Source organism: Anaerobacillus sp. ABD4_527 (assembly GCF_056160805.1).
The window spans coordinates 40,601-64,646 of the sequence record NZ_JBSWXZ010000002.1; the positions used below are offsets into that span (position 1 = coordinate 40,601).

Consider the following 24,046-nt stretch of genomic DNA (forward strand, 5'->3'; position numbering starts at 1 on the left):
AGGTGTTCTTATGTATAAAGAGGTTCTCTTGAATAAAACGATTCGTTACTATCTGCTCGGGGGAGGAGTATCGAAGCTAGGTGATGTTCTATCAGGGATGGCTTTCTTATTTCTCGCTTATGACTTAACAGGATCAAAAACATTAACGACGGGAATGGCGATCGCAGAAACGGCTCCATACCTTCTATTTGGATTGGTTGGAGGAGTAATCGCTGACTGGGTCCAAAAGAAAAGGTTGCTCATCATTCTAGATTTAGTAAGAATTCCACTCGTAGGGTCTGTTGTTTTTCTCTATTACGTAGACGCCCTACATTATGTCTTTTTACTAGTGATCAGCTTTCTTATTCAAACGATCGGGTGTTTCTTTAACCCAGCTCATCGTGCTCTTCTCCCACTCATTACGAATGAAGAGCAAAGAACCGTTGTGAATAGCTTGAACGATACGTTCAGTAGAGGCGTTACAGTTCTCAGTCCAGTCATTGCGATTTGGCTCCTCTCTTCTTACGGTGCGGTACATTTCTTTACGATCGATGCTGTGACCTATGCGATCAGTTCATTCTGTATTTGGCGCTTACATGTAACGGAAATAAGGAAAGTGGGCAAAAAGTCAGTGAAGATGGCCGTGAATGCCATTGTGGAGTTTAGTAAATGGACTAGAAACCATGTGTCGATTCGAAACCTTTTTTTCTTTACATTTATGATCGTCTTCTTAAATACGTGGGTGTGGGAAGTGGGCATGTTACTTGCACTATCGGAACTAACGGACAAAAGCGAAGAAGTATTTAGTATGGTTCAAGGGGTTTTTGGGCTAACGGTTATTGTGGCGAATATGATCATTCCATTTGTTTTTAAGAAGATGAACCTAGGAACGTATATGATCGGTTCATCGATATGGGGTGGTGGCGTGTTATACTACGGCTTATTCTATGATGTAGAGCATTTCGTAATCGGAGCAATGTTAGTTGGAATCGGAATTCCGATCGCGGGGTTAGCTAGAGTATATATTCTTCAGACGCTCGTACCAGAAGAGATGTTAGGAAGAGGGTTTAGTACGAACGCTGTTCTTCTCTATCTTGCGAACACGGTATCGCTCGCTTTATTTGGAGCACTCGCAGCTTTCATCCCGATCCAAACGCTTATGGTTGGAAGCGGCTGTCTCATGATCGCTGCGAGTGTAGGATATTTAGTAGCGGTGAAGGCGAAAATGGGAAGGCGTTCTTCCGTACAGTTTTTTAAATAATTTATTATACGAAGAAAGGTTCGTAAATCCAGACTGTAACGCGATTTCTAAAATCGTATCATTGGAATGATAGAGCGCTTCTTGACTTCTTATAAGGCGATAAAGCTGAAGCCATGAATAGGGTGCAATGCCGTATGTCTCTTTAAAAGCGTGAGCGAATTGATATTTTGATAATCCGCATAGTTCTGCGAGCTCGTCTAGGGTCCAGTTTGCAGAATAATCATCCTTGATCGCTTCGATCGCTTTAGTGAGAGAAGGCGAAGAATGGTATGACAAGTGCGTTTGATGTGAGCCAGGTCCATGTTTTATCAGCAAAAGAACGAGTTGAGGAACGCTGTGTTCAAGAAAATAAGAAGCCTCTTCTTGAGTGGCGTCCTGCATCGTCGCTCTTACGAAAGAAGCCCACCGTTCGATCTGTGGATGGTAGTAGTTTATTCCCGCAAATTCTGGAATGCTGCTTTCAGCGTACAACTCCTCCGTCACACGATAGAAGAGCGACTGATCGAGTTCGATCAAGAACTTTTCGTTCGTCACCTCTAACTGCCTGTGAGGTTCATTAGGGTTTACGAGGTAAAACTGTCCTTTATTGATCGAAATGTCGCCTCGTTGCGTTTGATAGCGCCCTTTTCCTACGTGTGAAAAGATAAACTTATAGCAGCTGTCACTACGCCAATTCCGTTCATGAAGGTGATTGTTTCGCAGTAGCAGTATCCCGTTTTCGTATGGCGTGATCATCGTTAAACTCCTCTTTCTTTACACCTATTTTAATCATAGACGACAGGTTTTGAAGGGTTCTTTAGAAAATCAAATAACAAAGCAATCTGAGATTCTGTCGTCCTTCCCGTCGAGAGGGGTGGCAGATCCTTTCTCGAGAAAAATCCACTTCCACTCGTTTCAATGCTATCAGTTGGAGAACCCCCGATTCGTTCACATTGAAAAATAATCTTATATGTATGATAAGGAGATGGTGGATGAGGGTGCTTCGATTTATCGAGAACGGCGAGGAGTCTTACTACGTTCACGTGATACCCAGTTTCCTCATATACCTCCTTTACAGCTACTTCCGCTGCAGTATAGCCAATGTCACTCCATCCACCAGGAAGAGACCACTTTCCGTCTTCTTTCTCTCGTACTAATAGTATCTTTCCGTGTTGAAAAATTGCCGCGCGAACGTCCACTTTAGGTGTCTGATAACCTGTTTCATTCGCGAATAAGTTTTCGATCGTTGCCATATCGTATTTCGTATATGTCTCCATTATTTCTGTACTTAATTTACGCAGTTCCAAGTACCGCTCATAGTCATATGGATCTTTCGTATACGTTAATCCAGCTTGCGCGATGGACTGCATTTGTTTTGCCCAGTCTAGCCATTTCTCGCTCATGAAGGTTCTCCTTTAGTAAAGTTTTCTGCTAGGAACTACTTCTCGAGCGACAGAAAAAAACCTGCTTATGATCACTCATAAACAGGTTCAGGATAACGACCAAACCATTCGTATCGGTGTTTTGAAAACCATTTGTAAAGTGGCGAACCGATTCGATCGAGGTAAGGTAAATATAAAAATAAGCTTAATGGTATCGTGATCGGTAATGCTAGGAGCAGCCTTCTGACTGTTGAAAATCCTGAATATAGTCGGCCGGATGCCGTCAACATATGTATTTCATCATACATAAGATCATGGCGATATTGCATATAAGGATAAGCTTCTGGATTGCTTTCTACTTCTTGTACAGAAATCCATTCGATTTGTCCACGCCAATCCAGCTTTTGAAGAATCTTTTTCACATTAAAACAAAGTGGACATTCTGCATCATAAAAAACGAGATGTTTCATAAGGGAGCCTCCCAATCGGAAATTTGGAATCCTATTCTTTACATTTCACTTTATTGAAGGAAATTAAACAATAGAACCCTCCTTTGTAGTAAAAAAGTTTCGCAATACCTCTGAAAGGGAAGGTGAAACATTATGAAATGATGCGGAGGAGGAATAAAAATGTTTGATAAAAGTACGGGAGAGATCCTTTTAGATACGTTATCAGAATGGGGAGTCGATCATGTATATGGGCTTCCGGGTGACTCGATCAACCATTTTGTTGATAATCTACGTTCTGCTGAAGATCGTATGAGATTCATCCAAGTACGCCATGAAGAAGTAGGTGCGCTAGCAGCTGCTTCGTATGCGAAGATAACCGGTAAGATCGGGGTATGTTTATCCATTGCAGGTCCAGGTGCGATTCATCTTCTTAATGGGCTATATGATGCGAAAGCGGATGGGGTGCCGGTTCTTGTCATAGCTGGACAAGTCGACAGTACGCAGCTTGGGACAGATCAGTTTCAGGAAGTGAATCTTGAGAGAATGTTCGACGATGTATCAGTGTTCAATAAACGGGTTCAGTCTGCAGAAACCTTACCTGATTTAGCAAATCAGGCGATTCGAACAGCTGTTGAAAAGAAGGGTGTGGCCATTCTTACGATTCCGGATGACCTAGCAGCTGAAAAGGTGAAACAGAAGGTTAAGAACACGTCACTGATACGTTCTAAGGCTGTTATTCATCCCGACAAGTCAAACTTACAGGATGCAATACAGCTGTTAAATGATGCAAAGAGACCTGTGATTTTAGCAGGAAAGGGAGCTAAGCACTCTAGAGAAGAGCTATTGCAGTTTGCAGAGAAAGTTGCTGCACCTGTAATCCTGAGCCTTCCTGGCAAAGGCACAATTCCGGATGTTCATCCGTATAACTTAGGCCAGCTAGGTCAGATTGGAACAAAGCCAGCATACGAAGCGATGGAAGAAACAGATCTTCTCATCATGGTAGGCACATCGTTTCCTTACAGAGACTACTTACCGGACGATGCGAAAGCGATACAACTTGATATTGAACCGACACAAATCGGAAAACGATACCCTGTTACAGTAGGGTTGATCGGAGATGCGAAGTGGACGCTCTCTTACTTAGCAGAACACAGTCACTATCAAGAAGACAGGGACTTTATCGAGAAGTGCCAGGAGAATATGAAGAACTGGTGGACTCACTTAGAAAAGATTGAAGCAGAGAAATCATCACCTATAAAGCCGCAGGAAATCATGCCACAGCTGCAAAAAGTCGTCGATGATGATGCGGTCTTATCAGTGGATGTTGGTAACGTGACGGTGTGGACAACGAGACACTTCCGCGTAACAAATCAAACGTTTATTCTCTCCTCATGGATGGCTACGATGGGCTGCGGCCTGCCAGGAGCGATCTCGGCAAAGATGGCGCACCCTGAACGTCAGGCTGTAGCGATATGTGGGGACGGCGGGTTTTCCATGGTCATGCAGGACTTCTTAACTGCGGTAAAATATCAGCTGCCAATGTTGGTCGTTCTATTTAACAATGAACGCCTTGGTATGATTAAATATGAACAACATGCAATCGGTAATTTGGATTATGAAACAGAGCTAAAAGACTTTGATTACGCAGCTTTCGCTCGTACAGCAGGCGGAGAAGGATATCGTGTTGAAAAGCATGAAGAACTACTGCCCGCTTTCGAAAGAGCGGCAAAATCAACCAAGCCTGTTATCGTCGACATCATGATTGAAGACCAAGCTCCCCTTCCAGGTAAAGTGACGTATGAACAAGCTTCAAGTTATTCAAAATACATGTTGAAGAAGGCCTTCGAAGAGCAGGAACTCGACATGCCGCCGCTGAAGAAAGCGTTGAAGCGTATTTTCTAAAAGCAAAAGTCCGCCAATGGCGGACTTTAGTGTTAGGAGTCGGTTACATGCATATCGTATTTGTATATGGAACATTAAGAAAAGGTGAAAGTAACCATCGTGTTATTGAAGGAGCAAGGTTGCTTGAATCGTACAGTTGGACGAGCGGGAAGCTTTATGACACAGATGCAGGTTATCCTGCGCTGTTTCAATCAGAAGAAGGGGTCGTCTACGGGGAAGTCTATGAAGTGAACGACACGTTTCTCTCACGAATCGATGTGCTAGAAGGGTTTCAAGAGGGAAGAAGAGCGAACCTGTACGACAGGATCATTCAACCCGTATATTCGAAAGGGAAGCAGTACGATGCGATCACCTATGTCATGAAAACAAAACCTTCATCTTTTAGGAAAATCGATAGTGGTAATTGGGCAGAATATAGACGAAATGAAAAAAGGTAGCGTCTGATCAGACGCTACCTTTTCTTAATTAGATGTGCGTAATGCTCGTTTTTCGATCTTCGCTTCATGATTGTTCCGTAAAAACATGTAGAATGAAGCAGAGAAGATCACGATATAACCAATGATACTTAATAGATCAGGAACTTGTCCGAAGAGAACGATACTGATCAAAGCTGAGTACACGACCGTGGAATAAAAGAAAATCGAAATCTCTCTTGCTGGTGCGAACTTATAGGCCATCGTGATGCCGAACTGTCCTAGCGTTGCAAAGGCCCCTGCAAGAAGAAGGTATATGAGCTGAATGGTTTCCATCGGTTCATAAAACACGATAACAAACGGTAGTAGTACCACCGTTGAGAAAAATGAAAAGTAGAAAACGACGGTATAGAACTTTTCCTTTTGACCAAGAACACGGAGAACGGTATAAGCTCCAGCCGCAAAGATCGCAGATAATAAACCTGAAAGATATGGGATCGTTTCAATTGAAAATTGCGGCTTTATAATCAATAATGTACCAATGAATGCAACGATGATCGCAACGACCTGAAACGTCCTAGCTCGTTCTTTTAAGAAAAGAGCGGAAAAAATAATGAGCAGGAAAGGGCTGAGTTTGTTCAGCATATCGGCATCTGATAACACAAGATGATCAATCGCATAAAAGTAGAAAAGTATTCCTAACGTTCCAAAAGTGGAACGTAGTAATAGAAACTTTTGGTTTTCTTTTTTGCCGAAGAGGCGTTCTTTATAATACATAACAAATCCAAATGATATAACAGCAGACACTGCATTACGAAACATCGTCTTTTGCACCGTTGGTAGATCACCTGACAGCTTTACAAAAGCGGCCATCATCGCAAAACCGAACGATGATACGAGTAACAAAAGGATGCCTTTATTTCGATCACTCATCAAATTCCTCCAGTGTATAAAATGAAAAATTACCTCTATCACTTTACTGTATTTTGTGGTGGATTATCAACTCAAGACGTTTCGTAATCAGGCAAAAAATGAAGGTGCGTTTCGAACATGTGTAGGATTAGGATAACCTATACCTACTAACTAAAACCGAAAGAAAGGTTCTCCCTAAAGGTTACAAGTGAATGCATGCAGGGTATGGAACCATTACATATATGGATAAAGGAGAAGCATGGTCATGTTTAGATGGAAGAACATATATAGAGGATTATTGATGGGGATCAGTGATTTGATACCTGGTGTTAGTGGAGGGACCATTGCGATGGTACTCGGAATTTACCGCCGTTTGATCAACGGCATCAACGGGTTGATGAGTAAAAATTGGAAGAAGGAACTTGGATTCTTCATCCCTCTTCTTATCGGGGTAGCTCTTGCGATCATCTTAGTGAGTAAGGTGATGGAACACTTGTTAAACCACTATCCCCAGCCTACATTTTACTTTTTTATTGGACTGATCATTGGGGTCATTCCATTTCTATTGAAGAAGGTTGAGTTTAAAGAAACGTTTAAATCTCGTCATTATCTCCTACTTGTAGTTGCAGCAGTGTTGATTGCTTCTACAGTCGTTTTTAAAGGAGGACATTCAGGAGCTGTGAAAGAAAGCCTAGAGCTTAATGATTATATTGTTCTGTTCTTTTCAGGGTGGCTTGCGAGTACTGCGATGATTTTGCCTGGCGTTAGTGGCTCGTTCGTATTGTTGCTGTTAGGTTCGTATCAAACCGTTATCCACGGGCTCTCTTCTTTTCAGATTCCGCTTATTCTGACAGTAGGAGCAGGGATCATTATTGGATTAAGTTTAACAGGAAAGGCGATTTCTTTATTGTTGAATAAATACACCATCTCCACATATGCCGTTATGATTGGACTTGTTATCGGCTCAGTCGTTGTTCTTTATCCTGGGTTTAAGCCGGATACTGCTCTTGCGACTGCGAGTGTTATGACACTCCTGCTTGGTCTTGCAGCTGCTTATTTGCTTGGGAAAATAGAGCATAAGCAAGGTTGATAGAGAAAACTAGAGGAGTACCGCTTGCTTTCCTGCGTACGGGAGAGTCAAGCGGTCTTCACTCTTGAAACAGAACCGTCTGTTCTACTATTAAAGGAATTCGATTAGTTGATAGGGAATACAAACACAACCTTTTTTCGAGAGAGGAGTCCTCAATGAAAACGCACTTTACTAAAATAGAAGAACCTACAACACTCCTCGTCGATATGTATAATCGATGGGAGAATGATCGGTCGTTAGTTCCGTTGATTCGTCCTAACAAGAACGTAAAGGAACTAGAAACTCGTAGAAAAATAACAATGATCGATCTAACAGAGCGGTTGAATCACTTACATATTTATTTGATTCATTATAATAATGTCTTAGTCGGCGAAATGAACTACATGGTCGATCCTAGCCACCTTTTGAAAAAGGTGCGAAAAACGGCTTGGATCGGAATAACGATTGGGGAAGATGAAGCACGTGGACAAGGTGTAGGCTTTGAAGCGATGAACTTTTTAGAAGAAGAAATAAAGAAAGCTGGACTCAAACGGATTGAACTTGGTGTGTTCGAATTTAATACTCGAGCACAGCAACTGTATAAAAGGTTAGGATATCAGGAAATTGGCCGACTTGAAGATTTTACATATTGGGACGGGAAAATGTGGGCAGATATTCGAATGGAAAAGTATGTGTAGCGTTTGAAGGTAGTAACTAAAAAAAGCGAATCCGACTGTGGATTCGCTTTTTTTAATTTTGACGTTCATGCCTCTTCGTACGAGGAAAGACGATATGCTTCATCATAAAGAAACTTGAGGCGGAAGAGAGAAACATCGCGAGCCCTTTCGCGATATTTCGTTCGATATAGTTCGGGAACGATAGCCATTTGAGGTCAAACAGAAACAGAGCACCATAGAATACGAGGTTACTGACTCCGAGAGCAATCACAGCTTGTACTAAAAACAGGATAACCTGTTTTCGGTCATGAATGGCTTTGGAAGGGAAGGTTAGCTTCGCATTCCAAAAGTAGCTGTTTGTGATTGCGAGCGTATATGCAATTGTGTTGTAGAAGATGAGCTGGATTCGATCATCTGTTGGAAACAACAGCATGAGCAGGTTGAGTGCGCCAATATCCACGAGAGCATTCATAATGCCGATCGCGCTAAAGCTTATTACCTGCTTTGACCCTTTTCCTATTTGACTCTGTTTCATAATTTAACCTCAATCTATTGGATCGCCTGCTGTCCTTCTTGCTCCTGACCAAGATCTAGAGCTGATTCGTAGATATCGAGAAGCTGCTGAGCAGGACCGTGCCAGCCAAAAGCTCTTGAATGAGAAAAGGCTTGTTTTGACATGCGTTTGAGCAGGTCGTCTTCCTCTAGTCTGGAGATGGTACTTGTTAAGTTACCATCTTTACCAGATTGATAAAGAAGACCTGTTTCTCCGTCTTCCACTTGTTCGTTCGTCGGACCCGACTCCGCTGCGATGACAGGAAGACCACTCGCCATTGCTTCTAAAATCACAAGTCCCAATGTTTCTGTTGTTGATGGGAACATGAACGCATCTGAGGAAGCGTAGGCCGTTGCAAGCTCTTCACCATGCATAAAGCCTGTGAAGGTCACATTGCTTAAGTGTGAGAAGTTCTTTTCAAGTTCTTCTCTGTAAGGACCGTCCCCAATAATCGCAAGGTGAGCGTCTTGCTTTTCTTCTAACATCGGTATCAGTGTATCGATTTCTTTCTCAAATGCAAGGCGTCCAACAAAGAGGAGAAGCGTTTTATCAGCGTTTCCATTCGTTAGGCGCTCTCTCATTTCCTGATTACGGAGTTTCGGGTTAAACCTTTCTGTATCGACGCCACGTTTCCATAAGTGAACGTTATAGAAGTTTTGCTCATTAAGTTCTTCTAAAATCGCTTTCGATGTACAGAGGTTTAAGTCTGCTTGATTGTGCATTCTTCGAAAATGCCACCATAGAAGGGGTTCTGCCCACGGTACGTTGTAATAATCAGCATATTTTGGAGCATGCGTATGGTAGGAAGCGATTAGAGGAACTCCGAGCTTCTTTCCATATTTAATACCTGAATATCCCATAAATGCGGGATTCACGACGTGAACAAGGTCGGGGTTAAAGTCTTCAAGGTATGTTTTGATCAAACGCGTCGGCATTCCAAACTTTCGGTGCTTGTACAAGAAAAAGGTACGAGGCTTAACCCCATCGAAACGAATATTCCTATAGCTTCGTACCCCTAAATCTGGAGCAATAACCTGGATTTCATGTCCTTGATCGATTAAATAATCGATTGAAGCACGCAATCGTGTTACGACCCCATCTGTTGAGGGGAGGAATGTTTCAGTGACGATGGATATTTTCATAGTTACACCTCTCGTTTAGTCTTCGACTTACTTCCAAGTCACGTTCGGAAGTACATTTTCTTTTAACACTCTATCTTTGTATTTAAGCGCAGTATCGAGCGTTTTTGAAATGTGTTCATCTGTTAATAAGCAAGGTTCAAGACCTAGGTCGATCAGGTTCGTGTTAACCGCGTGATAATAGTGTTCTTCCTTCTCGACACGTGGATTCTCCAGGTGATCGATCGAAATATGAAGTCCTTTTGCTTCAGCCACACGCTGTACTTTTTCAGCTAGTTCTAATACAGAGAACTCTTCTGTAAACTGGTTGAAGACGCGGAATTCCCCTTTGTCAGCAGGGTTCTCTGCAGCGATTTCAACGCATCGGATCGTATCTTGAATGTTAAGGAATGCTCTTGTTTGTTTTCCGGAACCGTAGACTGTTAAGTTATGGCCGATCGCTGCCTGGATGATGAAACGGTTCAATGCGGTTCCAAACACGCCGTCATAATCAAGGCGATTGATCAAGCCTTCATCCATGTCAGCTTCGTCTGTATGAAGGCCGTACACGATTCCTTGATTCAGATCAGTTGCTCTGATTCCCCAAATTTTGCAGGCAAATTGGATGTTGTGACTATCATGGACTTTTGAAAGGTGATAGAAAGAGCCTGGCTGCTTTGGAAATGGAAGAACGTCTTCGCGACCTTTGTGTTCGATCTTTATGTATCCTTCTTCAATATCAATGTTAGGCTGGCCGTATTCGCCCATTGTGCCCAATTTTATTAAATGACAATCAGGTGTTACTTCTTTAATTGCATATAGAACGTTCAAATTTCCAACGACGTTATTCGTCTGAGTGAATACCGCATGTTCTCTGTCGATCATAGAGTATGGAGCAGAGCGCTGTTCAGCAAAATGAACGAATGCTTCTGGCTGTACTTGTTTGAAAATTTCTTTAAGAAAGTCGTAATGCATTAAATCACAGTCATAAATATGAATTCGGTTGCCACTCTTTTCTTCCCAGAGTTTTACCCGTTCTTCTAGGGTTTGAATCGGTGTTAAAGAGTTTGAGCGGAGTTCTTCGTCCCACTTGCGGCGAACCATGTTATCTAGGATCGTTACATCGTGTCCTTGTTTAGATAAGTAAAGCGCTGTTGGCCATCCGCAAAAACCATCTCCACCTGCAACAATAATTCTCATAGATTTTACCTCCATCACAATGGTCAATTTTGTACTGAAATGCTTGCTATATCACAATTTACGATAGCACTCATCATGTACTGATTCAACTAAGGACCCCTAATTTACGAAAATTTTAAGAAAATCAGTTAATTTCAGTTGAATGATGGAGGAAATCTGAGAGTGAGACGGTTATTAACGGTCTTCATCCTTATTGCCTGTTACATCGATGGCTGCTGTGTTGTTGTATAGATAAGAAGTTGGAGTAGAATCGTTCTTCTGCTTCTCAGAATAAAAGGCTTCATTGATTGCTTCATCAACGTTCACCTCACGTTCCTTTTTGTATTCGTTCTCACGATTGTGTTTACTGTTTTTCATGTTGATCCTCCTATGTGTATGGAATAGCGGTAGTTTATGTTAGTTAAAGGAAGATTAAACACGATACTTCGTTTGAAAGGAATATTGGGAAGGTGGCTTGTTTTGAATGATTAAGACTTCTTTGTAACGGGAATCAGGATACAGTGAGCCAAACGAAAAGGAGTCGATAGAGATGAGTAAAACATTACAAGCTTATTTTCCAACGGAGAACGAAGCAGAACGTGCAAAGGAAGATATGAAGAATTATTCTGTCACTAGTACTTCAGTGGAGGAGATTAAAGAGGATAAGGATTTATCGGTCGACGTCCCGGATTCAGGTCAAGGGTCCGCAACAGAAGCTGGCGCAAACAACGATTTGTTTTTCTCCAACGAAACACCAACAGGTAAGCAAGAGGAGAATGCAGATCCTGAACATAATGAGAAGCACTTCAACTATGTGCTATCTTTTGAAACCTCAGAAGATGATGATACAGAGCTCAGAGAAATCGTTACAAAGCATAATGGAGCAATGGAAAGGTAAGGATGTAAGGGAGTTAGGCTATAGCCTGATTCCCTTTACTATGTAACGACACAAAACGTTACCATTTAGAATATGCTATTCCCTTTGAATCGATTGCTGAAAAAGGGTATACTTCAAACTAGACGATAATCATTATAACTAGATATTCAATGTAATCCTTAAATTTGGAAGGGGAACACATTCATGGCAAAGAAAACAATGGGTCTGCTCGTGATGGCATACGGTACGCCATACAAAGAAGAAGATATTGAACGGTATTATACACACATTCGTAGAGGTAGAAAACCGGCAGACGAACAGCTTCAAGATTTAAAAGATCGTTATAAAGCGATCGGTGGCATTTCACCTCTTGCTAAAATTACTGAGGACCAAGCTTACGGACTAGGTGCTCATCTGAATGAAATTCAGGATGAGATCGAATTTAAAGTATATATCGGTTTAAAACATATCGAACCGTTTGTGGAAGATGCAGTTCAGCAGATGCATGAAGATGGCATCGAAGAAGCTGTAAGTATTGTACTAGCACCACATTTCTCAACGTTCAGCATCAAGTCATACAATGGACGTGCGAAAGAAGAAGCAGAGAAAATTGGTGGACCAATGATTACTTCTGTAGAGAGCTGGTACGACGAGCCGAAGTTTATTTCCTACTGGGCTAAACGCATCAAAGCGATCTTTGATGGCATGTCTGATGAAGAGCGTGAGAAGGCAGTCCTAATCGTATCTGCTCATAGCCTTCCAGAAAAAATCATCGCAAACGGTGATCCGTATCCAGATCAGTTGAAAGAAACGGCTGACCTAATTGTAGAAGAGTCAGGAGTTAAGAACGTTGCGATTGGCTGGCAGAGTGAAGGGAATACGCCGGATCCATGGATTGGTCCTGATGTACAAGATCTTACGAGAGACTTACACGAAAATCACGGCTACACGTCGTTTGTGTACGCGCCTGTTGGGTTCGTAGCTGATCATCTAGAAGTACTATTCGACAATGACTATGAATGTAAAGTCGTGACAGATGAAATCGGTGCAAACTACTATCGACCAGAAATGCCGAACGCAAAAGATGAGTTTATCGATGCAATGGCAACAGTTGTTCTAAAGCAATTGAATTAATCGTGAGAGCAGCGGTCTTAGACCGCTGTTTTTTTATGTTTGGAAAGAAAAGTAATCGTCGTTTTCAAAGCTTGGTGTTATTTTAAAGTTACGGTAAAGCGAGCTCGTACCGTTTCATTTTTTTATAGAAAACGATTGACAATACCTTTTATTGAAGCTAAAGTTATTTAAAATAAAAGAAACAGGCGAAGAAGAGGATGCAGTAGCGTTATACGATGTGTAGTGTCAGAGAACCAGTGGTCGGTGCGAACTGGTACAGCGTATTCGTGAATTACCCCTCAGAGTCTTTCTGATGAACAATGTAGTAGTCAGAAACGGTGAATTCCGTTACCGTAGTTGAGCCGAAAGACACGAGTGTCTTTAATCAGGGTGGTACCGCGTGATAAGCCACGTCCCTACTTAGATGTAGGGGCGTGGCTTTTTTGCATAAAATAAAAATGAAAACAGGAGGTCGAAAGGAATGGGCATGATCGAAAAGTTAACGGATGAACAACAAAAGGAAATGGAAAGGCAGTATGCGGTCTATACTCACGGAACGAGCGAAGTCATTCCTTTGGATGAACTTAAGGAAAAGATTGCAAAATCGATCATTACAGGTCGTCCGTTGAAAGTAAAACTAGGTCTAGATCCATCCGCACCAGATGTCCATATAGGACATACGGTCGTTTTAAATAAACTTCGTCAGTTTCAAGAAAATGGACACATTGTTCAGCTTATCATCGGAGATTTTACCGGGAAGATCGGTGATCCGACTGGAAAATCGACGGCGAGGGTACAGCTAACGGATGAAGAAGTAAAGCGGAACGCGCAAACCTACCTCGATCAATTTGGAAAGGTAATCGATCGAAGCAAAGTAGAGCTTTTTTATAATGCATCATGGCTTTCGGAACTGAAATTCGAAGATGTCATCGAACTAGCAGGTAAGATTACTGTCGCTCGATTGATCGAGCGAGATGATTTCGAGAAGAGAATCAACGCAGGTAAGCCGGTATCTCTACACGAATTCTTTTACCCTCTTATGCAAGGGTATGATTCCGTGCATCTCGAAAGTGACATCGAGCTAGGCGGAACCGATCAATACTTTAATGTTTTGATGGGAAGGCATTTACAGGATCAATTTGGAAAAGAAAAACAGGTAGTGTTGACGATGCCGCTATTAGAAGGATTAGACGGCGTAGAGAAAATGTCGAAGTCCAAGGGGAATTACATCGGGATTGCAGAGAAGCCGACAGACATGTATGGAAAAGCGATGTCGATACCCGATGAGCTCATTTCAAAGTACGTTGAACTCATCACAGATCTAGAATTGGTAGAGAAGGAAACGATTCGAACAAAGCTTACGGATGGCACCCTGCACCCTAAGGAAGCGAAAATGCATCTTGCTAAAACCATCGTCACGATGTTCCATGGGAAAGATGAAGCTTCAATGGCGGAAGAGCAGTTTAAGAATGTATTTCAACAAAACCAGCTTCCTTCTGATATTGAAGAAGTGAAGTGGAGTGGAGATGAAAAGACAAGTGTGCCAGCTCTCATAGTAGCACTCGGAATGCTTCCGTCTACGAGTGAAGCGAGACGTATGGTGAAAAATGGCGGAATCAAAATCGATCAACAAAAGGTTACGGATAGTTCTGCAGTCGTGACGGTCAAAGACGGGATGATCGTTCAAGTTGGTAAACGAAAAGTCAAAAAAATAACGCTATAAAAAAATCCCCCATATAAGGGGGATTTCATTTATTCAGTCACAGTTAGACTTTCTTCTGTATGTTCATGTAAGCCTTCATCATTTTCAGCATGAATCGTTACAGTGTACTCTCCAGCTTCTTCTAACGTAACAGTTCCTTGATACTCACCATCTTTTGTTTCCTCTGTCTCAATCCACTGTGCTTTTTCTTCACCCGTTTTAGAGATTTCAAATCGAATCGAAGCATCTGTTAAAGGTTGATTATCTTTTTGAAGATGAGTTGTTAATGAAATTTCTTCATTTGCCTTAATGGTATCTGGCTTCATCAAGTGAAACGAAACAGCATCCCCGTGGTGGGCGTGTTCTTCATGACTTTCATGATCTTCATGATTTTCTGATGCGTCCTCAGAGCCAACTTTCACTTTGCTCTTTGGCATCGTGTGAAGGTCTCTTGCGGTTACGTGTGATTGCACAACGTATGTTCCATCTTCATCGATCGTTTTCTTTACAGTGTAGACACCTTCACCATCGTGAGTGGCTTCTATCATTTCGCTATTGTCTTTGTCGCCTTCTTTCCATATTTCAAACATCACTTCGTCTGCATCTTCAACCTTTTCATCACCTTGCGTAACGGTAGCGCTAAATGTGAGTTCCTCACCTGTTTTAGCAGTTTCAGGCGAATCTAAGGCAACGTCTAGCGGTTGAGGATCAGCCGTTCCACTTTCCTCAGTATCGTTGCTATTGTTCTGGCCGCAAGCTGCAAGCACGAGAATGAGTAACAGCATGAGCATACTTACTTTTTTCATATGAGACATCCTTTCATTAAAAACCTATGTAAAGCTTCATTATTGCCAAACAGGGGGTTAGGCAAACGAGCTTCTCACTATTAATAGTAGAAAAGATGGTAGAGGTTCTCAAGTGTTTGTGAGTTTGAGTTGTGTCGACTTGATGACAAAAAGTGATAAGGTATGAATAAGTTGAAAGTAGAAATAGAGGTTGATAGGATATAAGGAATTAAAATACACGAAGTGGAGGGGCTAGTATGTGAAAACGTTTTGCTATTTATGTGACAGGATTAGGGTTACTTACTTTAGGGATCTCGCTCTCAGTCATCTCAAAGCTTGGAACATCCCCATTCGATGCACTTCTTGTCGGGTTATATAAAACGGTAGGCTTATCGATTGGAAGCTGGGAAGTAATCATCGGTGGATGCATGGTACTCTTTAATGCCATTGCAGAGCGAAGAAAGCCAGAGCTTCTTGCGTTATTGACCTCCTTAGTCACTGGGATAGGGATCGACGTATGGATGCATCTATTAGGAGATAACGTGATGCCGACAAGTATCGTGGAACAAAGTCTCCTTCTACTTTTAGGTTTGCTGCTGAGTGGTCTCGGTATCGCGGTTTATCTACAATCGAATTTTGCTCCGATCCCCATCGATCGGATGATGTTTGTTGTGAAAGATTTAACTGGAGTTACCTTACCGTATTCAAGAGCATTGATCAGTATCTTGCTCGTTATCCTAGCGTTCTTTTTCAATGGACCTATTGGGGTGGGCACAATGTTGAATGCCCTTTTCATGGGTGTTTTGATACACCTCTTTACTCCAGTAAGTGCAAAAGCCATTCGCAAATTGAGGTTCACTCCATCATAAAAGCGGTCTCTAGGGACCGCTTTAGCTTGTTGAAAAACCTATGTCGTTATACGGTGCTCCCGATGCCGTAGTCGATGACGATCGCACGCTTTCCGCGGACGAACGGCCGAGCCCGAGGTGAAACCCACACCCCGGTCTCGGCCGCCCGTTCAACCGCAGGAGTCCGCGATCGTCTCTCCTACTGTTATGAGAATAAGTCCAAACGAACATTCCGTCCAAATGGTTTAACAGACGAATATGGACCTGAGGCCGTTTATCCATCATCGACCACTCAAACTCAAATCTATCACTGAACTTCTTTCTCTACATTCTAAAAGCGGTCTCTAAGGACCGCTTTATTTATAGTTTCATTGCAAAGTTTGTTTCAAAGGTAGACATCGTCCACTTTTCAATCTCACGAAATCCGATTCGTTTGTAGATGTTACCAGCTTCAGGATTATCATAAAAGAGGCAGAGGTCTTTGCCTTCTGTTAAAACGTCATAGCACAGCTTCATCATGCATTTCGTAGCATACCCTTTACGTTTAAAGCCAGGGCGCGTACATACTCCTACGATCATGGCAGATTGAGAGTTTTCTGCAGCAGTGGAGGCAGCTGTAACGACTTGTCCATCAATCGTCATATAATAGGTTCTAGAAATTCCTTTGTCTAGATTTCTCTGTTTTTCTTCTACCGTTTCAGAAGAATTAAACTCATCGATCGCGTTATGAAGGTCGTGAATGCTAGGGATATCTTCTGTAGTAGCGATTCTTACATCTTCTAAGTTTGTAAGTGAGAGCTTTTCAACATTATCACATTTAGCATAATACATTTTTCTTTTTGATTTAGCAGGATGCGTAATGTGTGCCTCCACCTGTTCTGTAACCCGCTCTAAACCAGATACCATAAGAAAGTCTTGATCTTCTGAAATGATGGATGCGAAACCGGCAGCATCAAACTCGTTCGAAGCAAAAGGAATGTAGTTTTTCTCATACTTTAAGAGAACAGCCCGCAATTCTCCTTCACTAGAAAAATCGCCCCATAATTTTTGAAAGGGTTGGTCGTAACCGAATGCTTCGATATCTCCAAGAATAAATAAGTTTTCAGCGGCATACGGCGTTAACAATGAAATACACGCTGCATGATCCGCTTCTGTTAGTCTTCTAATCATCACTGCGGCCTCCTTTTCCTTCTTTAAGGAACTATTTTACAGAAGATTTGAAAAATGTAAATCTTTTTCTCATGATAGTTTAAGAGTTCCTTCAGAGAGGTAAATAGGGGATGTATACTTATATAAGGAGATGATGTTCGATGAGTAAAGTAATATTCACTTCAAAGGCAACTGCTGAAGGCGGCCGAAAAGGAACTGTAAAATCTTCTGATGGTTTAATCGATATGAATCTTGTGATGCCGACAGAGAACTCTGATGAAAAGGGTACGAATCCAGAGCAGCTGTTTGCAGCAACATACTCTGCTTGCTATGATGGCGCGTTGAATCTTGTTGCATCGAATAATAAGAAAGAAATCGAATCGAAAACAACAGCTGAAGTTAGTTTCTTAAAAGATGAATCAGATGGCGGTTTCAAAATTGGGGTTACACTGAACGTAGAAGTGAAAGGTGTTAGCCAGGAAGATGCTGATATGCTTACGAAGGAAGCCCACAAAGTTTGCCCTTATTCAAAAGCGACTCGTGGAAACATCGATGTAGAAATTAACGCAAAAGCGGTCTAACCATCTGATAGCAGGCTATCGAGTGTACTCGGTAGCCTTTCTTCTTTTGGTTAAGGCATTAGCTAAAAACGAGAAACAGACATAATTACCCAGTTTAGTTTGTATTCTAAAGGGTAAGCAAACGGTAAGCCCTGCTCCCTCCAGGGGTACAGGTTATTTTAGTTGAAAGGGGAAAGAGCCGTGAAGCAATCCGTGGGTACGTTTAACCACAGGTATTCAGTGGTGCTTTATCAAACCGAAACAGCTGTGAAGAAGTCTAAAAGCTTGGCACAGAAGAATGTCGATATTCGGAAGCTTTCACAAATGACAGGATTCTCAGAAGAGCAAATCCTAGAAGCAATGGAGTTCGGAGACCCTTCATTCAAACTAAACCGGCCATCTCTTCCAAAGCAAAATATCCATTTGCAAGTTTGAAAGACAAACTTTTGGAGGGACAGGTCATAAGAAGAATATAGGTGTTTATAAAAATCGGCCACTGGTCGATTTTTTTATTCTCCAAAAAGGGGTAGTGCGGAAGTTTGTCGAAGGAGGTTTACCAAGGAAATGTAAATGGAGGCGTGTTTATGAAGGTTACGAATACGACAAGAGATATCTACACGAATGAGGATCTTATGAATCTACTGGATTCTTTGTTAAGGGAACCAACATCATTTTGGGACAAGTTTTATGAAGATAGAGATAAACCGATTCCTTTCTTTAAACAAGTTCCTGATGAGAATCTTGTTTCATGGCATATTCCGAAAGGGCGTGCGCTTGAAATTGGTAGCGGTCCAGGACGCAATGCGATTTATCTTGCTAAGCATGGCTTTGAAGTAGATGCGGTCGATTTATCACAAACAGCGATTCAGTGGGGTAAGGAGAGGGCGAAAGAAGAAAATGTGGATGTAAACTTCATACATAGTAGTTTATTTGAACTTAAGGTAGAACCTGAAAGCTATGACTTCATCTATGATTCTGGGTGTTTTCATCATCTTCCACCTCATCGTCGGATAAGTTACGTAACGTTCATTAAGAAAGCTCTGAAAGTTAATGGATTATTCGGTTTAACATGTTTCACGCCTGACGGGCCACTAGGTGGATCGACTATGAGTGATCGGGAGGTTTATGAAGAGCGGTCGTTACGAGGTGGACTCGGTTATTCAAAGGAAAGGCTTCAATCTATTTTCGAAGTCTTTAGTGAGGTTGAAATCAGAGAGATGAAGGAATCATGTGATCCGACTCTATTTGGTGTGAATGGTTTGATGGTTGCACTGTTTAAAAAACAGAATAAGTAGAAGTATTCTAAAACAGTGGTTAAGAAACTGTAGTAAAAGGGTACTAATATTTAGGAGATAGATGCTACATAATTTGGAAATGAACTGAAAGGTTACCTTTCAGTTGGAAAGGACGGGATGATGAAAAGAGAAAAAGCACAGCGAAAAGGGCCAGTCTTCTGGGTTTCAGCAGTTGTCATCTTACTACTCGTAATATGGGGTGCGGTCGTTCCTGAGTCGTTCGCGTCTGTTGCAAACAGCGTCTATTCATTCACAACAGATGCGTTCGGATGGTTTTATTTACTTTCTGTCGTGTTTTTTGTTTTGTTCTGTGTATATCTAGCAATTAGTAAGTATGGTAAGATCCGTCTAGGAAAAGATGGAGAGCGTCCGGAATATCCATTCTTTACATGGATCGGGATGTTGTTCAGTGCAGGTTTCGGTGTTGGACTCGTATTCTGGGGTGTCGCAGAACCGATGACGCATTTTGCGAATCCTCCCGCAGGCTTTGGCGTTGAAGGAGAGACTGAGCAAGCTGCTAAGCTAGCGATGAGGTACTCCTTTTTTCATTGGGGAGTTCATCAATGGTCTGTCTTTACAGTAGTCGGCCTCGTTATGGCATACTTTCAATATCGCAAAGATCGAAAAAGCTTAATAAGTGAAACGATCTCAACAGGGACACCTGCTAAAAGGAAGAAATCCTGGAGAGGCGTCATCAACATCCTCGCTGTTATCGCAACGGTGATGGGTGTCGCAACGTCACTCGGGTTCGGAATTCTTCAAATTAATGGTGGATTAAACTATATGTATGATCTACCGCAAAATGCGACAGTTCAGATCACCATCACTGCTTTACTGCTCGTTTTGTATATGACTTCGTCTACAACAGGCTTGAACAAAGGAATCAAGTACTTGAGTAATCTGAACTTAGCCCTTGCATTAGGTTTGATGCTATTTGTTTTATTCTTAGGACCGACAGTATTTATTCTTGAAAGCTTTACAGTTGCAGCTGGTGGTTACATTCAGAAGTTTATCGAGATGAGTTTTTATATGACCCCATATGAAGGCGGCACCTGGGTAAAGGATTGGACAGTGTTTTATTGGGCTTGGGTGATCGCTTGGTCTCCATTTATCGGATCATTCGTAGCAAGAGTGTCGAGGGGTCGCTCCATTCGAGAAATGATCTTTGGTGTGTTGATCGTTCCACCGTTCATTGCGATGGTGTGGATCGCTGTATTTGGTGGAGCAGCGTTTCACCTTGACCTGTTTCAAGGAACAGCAATTGCAGATGCGGTAAATGAGGATGTGACGAGTGCATTGTTCGTTACACTAGAAGAATTCCCATTAACGACAATTCTTTCAGCGCTCTCGATCTTCTTAATCTGTATTTTCCTAGTAACATCAGCTGACTCAGCTACTTTCGTTCTTGGTATGATGACGTCAGACGGTAATTTAAATCCTTCTCTTTTCTCAAAACTTGTTTGGGGAACACTCATCGCAGCGATTTCAGCGGTATTGATCATCAGCAGTGGCTTACAAGGGTTACAGACAGCATCACTTGTGTCCGCTCTCCCGTTTACTGTTATTCTGATCATCATGTGTATCAACCTCTTTAAAGCAGTGAGGCGAGATTTGAAGTCTTATGAGGTACAAAAAGAAAGAAACTTATTAAACAAACTCAATTCGACATCGAATAAGCAAAAGACAAAAATAAGCAGGCAGAACGATGATACTCATCATATGTGATGAACAATAACGAACCCCCGCGTGAAATTACGCGGGGGTTTTATTATCCTAGTGCAACGTCGAGGACCATCATGACAGAAAAGCCAACTAACAGTGACATTGCAGCTAGTTGAACATGCCCTCTTTCTTGAGAACCAGGGATCACTTCTTTTGCTACTACGAAGATCATTGCTCCAGCCGCAAAGCTTAGTGCATAAGGAAGGAGCGGGTGAATGATCATGACAGCAAGAGCACCGATTACAGCAGAGATTGGCTCGACCATTCCTGAAAATTGACCGTAGAAAAAGCTTTTCCCCTTCGACATGCCGTCACGTCTTAAAGGTAAGGAGACGGCAGTACCTTCAGGAATGTTTTGGATGCCGATACCGATGGCAAGGGCGATAGCACCGGAAAGTGATGCTGTTGAGAAATCTGCAGCAAGAGCACCGAACGCGACACCGATCGCAAGTCCTTCAGGAATATTGTGCAAGGTTAATGAGAATACGAGCATAGCGGTACGGTGCTTCGCCTTTTTGTCTTTAATGTCTTTAAAGTATAAATTCTCATCGATCATCGGTAGGAGTCGATCAACTAATAGTAGAAATGCGCCTCCGAGTAAAAATCCAACTACAGCGGGAATATAACCAGGAACTCCTTGTTCTTCTGCCATTTCAATTCCTGGACTTAGAAGTGACCAGAAACTAGCTGCAATCATGACGCCGCCTGCAAAAGCAAGCATTGAATCGAACAGCTTCTGGTTCACTGATTTTGTTAAAAAGACTACAGAAGCACCGAGAGCTGTCGATCCCCAAGTAAATAACGTGAAAATTAACGCTTGGAAAACTGGGCTTAAATCCATAAACCAGTTAATCATCGTTAAGCCCTCCTTCAATAGGTTTATTTTCATATCCACATATTTTTTGCGTATAGGAAAAATCTATACATCACAGTGTAAAGGGCTCATTTCGGCGTTGTCAATTTAAAGGGTTCGTACTTCGCATATCGAGTCAAAGAGCGTTAGTTTCTTTACTATTGCTTAACCGCTGCCGTTTTATAAGCAGTGATTTAGGGAAGATTTTACAACATGATCGTAGAAAGAAGGGAACGACGTTATGCCAGAAGGGCCTGAGATTAGACGAGCGGCTGATGAAGTTGAAAAAGCGCTGAAGAATAGAACAATAATGGAAGTGAAGTTTGCATTTGAGCACCTTAAAGGATACGAATCTTTGCTAGAAGGAGCAGAAGTGTTGAGGGTAGACACGAAAGGCAAGGCAATGCTCATCCGTTTCAACAATGACTTTACGATTTACTCACATAATCAGCTATATGGAAAATGGTATATACGAAATGTATATAACTATCCTAAAACAAATCGGCAGTTACGGCTTGCAATCCATAATGAAAAAAAGTCTGCGTTGTTATACAGTGCGTCAGATATTGAAGTATTGCGTAATGAAGAAGTGCCTCATCACCCATTCATATCGAAAGTTGGACCAGATCTATTAAGTGAAGAAGTGACGGTAGAAGAACTGAAAGAACGATTTAGCTCAAAGCGGTTTTATCGGAAGAAGTGGTCTTCTTTATTACTAGATCAATCTTTCGTTGCTGGTATAGGAAACTACTTAAGAAGCGAAATCATGTATGTGGCTGGAATCCACCCTGATTTAAGACCAGTGGATTGCACGGAAGATATGATTACAAAAGCAGCAGAAGCAACGGTAACATTAGTTGAACGCTCTTATGTGCATAAAGGGATTACGAATGATATTGAGCTTGCTAAAAAGCTTAAGGAAAGTGGCGAAAAACGTCGGCAATATAGACACTGGGTATTTAATCGCGAAGGTGCGCCGTGCAGGATTGATGGTACCGAAATTAAGAAAGTGATCGCAGGGTCTAGAAGGCTCTACTATTGCCCTACATGTCAGTCAAAGAGTCATGCTCATCTCTAATGCAGAAAACAACTTAGAGGGAGGAATAAAGTTGTTTTTTGGTGAATGTACAAGAGGGAACGAGATAAATGAGGTGAGCAAATGGAAGCACGTGTGGAAAAATGTTTTAATGAAGCGGTTCTAGAGAAAGCTCTAAATAAATTTGGAGCGGACCGTCATCGGTATAAGAAGTTGGGTGATTTTGAGAACTATGTATTCGAAGTAGATGTTAATGGTCCATCAATCTTAAGGTTAACGCATAGTTCACATCGTTCTATGGAAGATGTTAAAGCTGAGTTGCACTGGGTGAACTTTTTACATGACCATGAAATAAATGTATCGAAAGCACTTCCTTCTAATGATGGTCATTTTGTTGAAGAGATCGAAGTTGAAGATGGTTCTTTCTTTGTATCCTTATTTGAAAAAGCACCAGGTCGACAATTGAAGAAGAACGATGAGGTATATGGACAAGAATTATATGAAGTGTGGGGGAGAACGATTGGGAAGATGCATCACGCGACAAAAGATTATCATCCTGCAGGTGCTCATCGAGAGCATTGGGATGAAGAAGACTTGTTGCAGTTCGAGAAATACCTTTCTGAAGAAGATAGGGATATCATCTCTCAAGGGAAAGCTTTAGTAAGGGAGATACAAGCGCTTCCGAAAGAGAGAGATACGTATGGACTCCTCCATTCTGACATACATGCAGGAAATTTCTTTTATTATCAAGGAGATATTCATGTATTTGACTTTGATGATAGCTCATATCACTACTTTGTTAGTGATATTGCTATCCCGCTCTATTATACGGTATGGGGAGGCTTGCAGGGTGAAGATCGAGAAACAAGAGCCCAATTTGCTGAAACGTTTCTTTACTCATTCTTGAAAGGCTATTTAAAAGAAAATACGGTGGAAGCTGAATGGATTAAGAAGATCCCTTTATTCTTAAAATTAAGAGACTACATTTTATACTCAGTGCTACATAAGAAATTTGATGTGATGAATATGAGTGAAGGTGACAAACTAATGCTGAAGCAAGTCAAAGATAGGCTGGATGAAGGCGAACCAATCGCTCAGCCATCTTATGAACGACTTCTCGAACGATTGTCTAAAAAATAACGATAGGATTAATTTTATCGTTAAAGGGAAATGAGACAGAAGTACTGCTTTTTCAAGCAGAGTCTATAGATTTGAGCATACCCTTTCATTCTT

At 41.8% G+C, this 24,046-nt stretch carries 26 protein-coding genes and 1 other annotated feature; of the genes, 15 read left to right on the plus strand and 11 right to left on the minus strand.

Going from position 1 to position 24,046, the window contains the following annotated elements; all coding sequences use genetic code 11:
- Positions 1–10 precede the first annotated feature (10 nt).
- A complete protein-coding gene (locus ACXAHI_RS12400; RefSeq protein ID WP_474848247.1) occupies positions 11–1,240 on the plus strand; it encodes an MFS transporter in 1,230 nt (409 codons plus the stop codon).
- Here ACXAHI_RS12400 and ACXAHI_RS12405 read toward each other — a convergent pair.
- The 3 genes from ACXAHI_RS12405 to ACXAHI_RS12415 all read right to left on the minus strand — a co-directional run bounded on the left by ACXAHI_RS12405 (position 1,184) and on the right by ACXAHI_RS12415 (position 3,071).
- Positions 1,184–1,975, minus strand: coding sequence for an AraC family transcriptional regulator (locus ACXAHI_RS12405; protein WP_474848249.1), 792 nt, complete (start codon positions 1,973–1,975; stop codon positions 1,184–1,186). The genes ACXAHI_RS12400 and ACXAHI_RS12405 overlap by 57 nt on opposite strands.
- 29 nt (positions 1,976–2,004) lie before the next feature.
- Positions 2,005–2,622, minus strand: a complete 618-nt coding sequence (locus tag ACXAHI_RS12410) for an NUDIX hydrolase (protein ID WP_474848251.1) — start codon at positions 2,620–2,622, stop codon at positions 2,005–2,007.
- A gap of 71 nt (positions 2,623–2,693) precedes the next feature.
- Entirely contained in the window at positions 2,694–3,071 is a 378-nt protein-coding gene (locus tag ACXAHI_RS12415; RefSeq protein WP_474848253.1) for a thiol-disulfide oxidoreductase DCC family protein, read from the minus strand.
- A 159-nt stretch (positions 3,072–3,230) separates the two neighbouring features.
- Here ACXAHI_RS12415 and ACXAHI_RS12420 point away from each other — a divergent pair, with 159 nt between their 5' ends.
- On the plus strand, positions 3,231–4,952 hold the full coding sequence (locus ACXAHI_RS12420) for a pyruvate oxidase (RefSeq protein WP_474848255.1): 1,722 nt from the start codon (positions 3,231–3,233) through the stop codon (positions 4,950–4,952).
- A gap of 47 nt (positions 4,953–4,999) precedes the next feature.
- A complete protein-coding gene (locus ACXAHI_RS12425; protein WP_474848257.1) occupies positions 5,000–5,389 on the plus strand; it encodes a gamma-glutamylcyclotransferase family protein in 390 nt (129 codons plus the stop codon).
- A gap of 24 nt (positions 5,390–5,413) precedes the next feature.
- On the opposite strand, the gene ACXAHI_RS12430 is transcribed toward ACXAHI_RS12425, so the two are convergent.
- Entirely contained in the window at positions 5,414–6,298 is an 885-nt protein-coding gene (locus ACXAHI_RS12430) for a DMT family transporter (protein ID WP_474848259.1), read from the minus strand.
- A gap of 244 nt (positions 6,299–6,542) precedes the next feature.
- Here ACXAHI_RS12430 and ACXAHI_RS12435 point away from each other — a divergent pair, with 244 nt between their 5' ends.
- Positions 6,543–7,367, plus strand: a complete 825-nt coding sequence (locus ACXAHI_RS12435) for a DUF368 domain-containing protein (protein ID WP_474848261.1) — start codon at positions 6,543–6,545, stop codon at positions 7,365–7,367.
- Between the two features lie 155 nt (positions 7,368–7,522).
- On the plus strand, positions 7,523–8,044 hold the full coding sequence (locus ACXAHI_RS12440) for a GNAT family N-acetyltransferase (RefSeq protein ID WP_474848263.1): 522 nt from the start codon (positions 7,523–7,525) through the stop codon (positions 8,042–8,044).
- 52 nt (positions 8,045–8,096) lie between these two features.
- Here the strand turns inward: ACXAHI_RS12440 and ACXAHI_RS12445 are convergent, their stop codons facing one another.
- The 4 genes from ACXAHI_RS12445 to ACXAHI_RS12460 all read right to left on the minus strand — a co-directional run bounded on the left by ACXAHI_RS12445 (position 8,097) and on the right by ACXAHI_RS12460 (position 11,251).
- The gene (locus tag ACXAHI_RS12445) at positions 8,097–8,558 is read right to left on the minus strand and encodes a GtrA family protein (RefSeq protein WP_474848265.1); all 462 of its coding nucleotides are present in this window, start codon (positions 8,556–8,558) and stop codon (positions 8,097–8,099) included.
- A gap of 14 nt (positions 8,559–8,572) precedes the next feature.
- Positions 8,573–9,718 (minus strand): glycosyltransferase family 4 protein, encoded by a 1,146-nt coding sequence (locus ACXAHI_RS12450; protein ID WP_474848267.1) that lies wholly within the window; start codon positions 9,716–9,718, stop codon positions 8,573–8,575.
- A 27-nt stretch (positions 9,719–9,745) separates the two neighbouring features.
- Complete coding sequence (locus ACXAHI_RS12455; protein WP_474848269.1) at positions 9,746–10,894, minus strand: NAD-dependent epimerase/dehydratase family protein; 1,149 nt, start codon at positions 10,892–10,894, stop codon at positions 9,746–9,748.
- 174 nt (positions 10,895–11,068) lie between these two features.
- On the minus strand, positions 11,069–11,251 hold the full coding sequence (locus ACXAHI_RS12460; protein ID WP_474848271.1) for a hypothetical protein: 183 nt from the start codon (positions 11,249–11,251) through the stop codon (positions 11,069–11,071).
- Between the two features lie 172 nt (positions 11,252–11,423).
- On the opposite strand from ACXAHI_RS12460, the gene ACXAHI_RS12465 reads away from it, so the two are divergent.
- From ACXAHI_RS12465 to tyrS, 3 genes are all read left to right on the plus strand, one after another.
- Positions 11,424–11,771: a hypothetical protein gene (locus ACXAHI_RS12465; RefSeq protein WP_474848273.1), complete on the plus strand. Its 348-nt coding sequence runs from the start codon at positions 11,424–11,426 to the stop codon at positions 11,769–11,771.
- Positions 11,772–11,954: 183 nt separating this feature from the next.
- Positions 11,955–12,884 carry a ferrochelatase gene (hemH, locus tag ACXAHI_RS12470; protein WP_474848275.1) on the plus strand — a complete coding sequence of 310 codons (930 nt, stop codon included), beginning with the start codon at positions 11,955–11,957 and terminating at the stop codon, positions 12,882–12,884.
- A gap of 179 nt (positions 12,885–13,063) precedes the next feature.
- Positions 13,064–13,284 (plus strand) — a binding site (T-box leader).
- 60 nt (positions 13,285–13,344) lie between these two features.
- A complete protein-coding gene (gene tyrS, locus ACXAHI_RS12475) occupies positions 13,345–14,586 on the plus strand; it encodes a tyrosine--tRNA ligase (RefSeq protein WP_474848277.1) in 1,242 nt (413 codons plus the stop codon).
- Between the two features lie 29 nt (positions 14,587–14,615).
- On the opposite strand, the gene ACXAHI_RS12480 is transcribed toward tyrS, so the two are convergent.
- On the minus strand, positions 14,616–15,371 hold the full coding sequence (locus ACXAHI_RS12480) for a FixH family protein (protein WP_474848279.1): 756 nt from the start codon (positions 15,369–15,371) through the stop codon (positions 14,616–14,618).
- Between the two features lie 254 nt (positions 15,372–15,625).
- Between ACXAHI_RS12480 and ACXAHI_RS12485 the strand changes: the two genes are divergently transcribed.
- Complete coding sequence (locus tag ACXAHI_RS12485; protein ID WP_474849867.1) at positions 15,626–16,219, plus strand: YczE/YyaS/YitT family protein; 594 nt, start codon at positions 15,626–15,628, stop codon at positions 16,217–16,219.
- A 339-nt stretch (positions 16,220–16,558) separates the two neighbouring features.
- Here ACXAHI_RS12485 and ACXAHI_RS12490 read toward each other — a convergent pair whose 3' ends face one another.
- Entirely contained in the window at positions 16,559–17,368 is an 810-nt protein-coding gene (locus tag ACXAHI_RS12490) for a GNAT family N-acetyltransferase (RefSeq protein ID WP_474848281.1), read from the minus strand.
- 140 nt (positions 17,369–17,508) lie between these two features.
- Here ACXAHI_RS12490 and ACXAHI_RS12495 point away from each other — a divergent pair, with 140 nt between their 5' ends.
- From ACXAHI_RS12495 to ACXAHI_RS12510, 4 genes are all read left to right on the plus strand, one after another.
- On the plus strand, positions 17,509–17,928 hold the full coding sequence (locus ACXAHI_RS12495) for an organic hydroperoxide resistance protein (protein WP_474848283.1): 420 nt from the start codon (positions 17,509–17,511) through the stop codon (positions 17,926–17,928).
- Positions 17,929–18,108: 180 nt separating this feature from the next.
- A complete protein-coding gene (locus ACXAHI_RS12500) occupies positions 18,109–18,342 on the plus strand; it encodes a hypothetical protein (protein ID WP_474848284.1) in 234 nt (77 codons plus the stop codon).
- Positions 18,343–18,491: 149 nt separating this feature from the next.
- Positions 18,492–19,202: a class I SAM-dependent methyltransferase gene (locus tag ACXAHI_RS12505; RefSeq protein ID WP_474848286.1), complete on the plus strand. Its 711-nt coding sequence runs from the start codon at positions 18,492–18,494 to the stop codon at positions 19,200–19,202.
- A gap of 117 nt (positions 19,203–19,319) precedes the next feature.
- Complete coding sequence (locus ACXAHI_RS12510; RefSeq protein ID WP_474848288.1) at positions 19,320–20,927, plus strand: BCCT family transporter; 1,608 nt, start codon at positions 19,320–19,322, stop codon at positions 20,925–20,927.
- A 43-nt stretch (positions 20,928–20,970) separates the two neighbouring features.
- Here the strand turns inward: ACXAHI_RS12510 and ACXAHI_RS12515 are convergent, their stop codons facing one another.
- Positions 20,971–21,780 (minus strand): ZIP family metal transporter, encoded by an 810-nt coding sequence (locus tag ACXAHI_RS12515; protein ID WP_474848290.1) that lies wholly within the window; start codon positions 21,778–21,780, stop codon positions 20,971–20,973.
- A gap of 238 nt (positions 21,781–22,018) precedes the next feature.
- Between ACXAHI_RS12515 and nei the strand changes: the two genes are divergently transcribed.
- Positions 22,019–22,855 (plus strand): endonuclease VIII, encoded by an 837-nt coding sequence (gene nei, locus ACXAHI_RS12520; RefSeq protein ID WP_474848292.1) that lies wholly within the window; start codon positions 22,019–22,021, stop codon positions 22,853–22,855.
- 81 nt (positions 22,856–22,936) lie between these two features.
- Positions 22,937–23,953 (plus strand): phosphotransferase enzyme family protein, encoded by a 1,017-nt coding sequence (locus ACXAHI_RS12525; protein ID WP_474848293.1) that lies wholly within the window; start codon positions 22,937–22,939, stop codon positions 23,951–23,953.
- Positions 23,954–24,046: the final 93 nt, after the last annotated feature.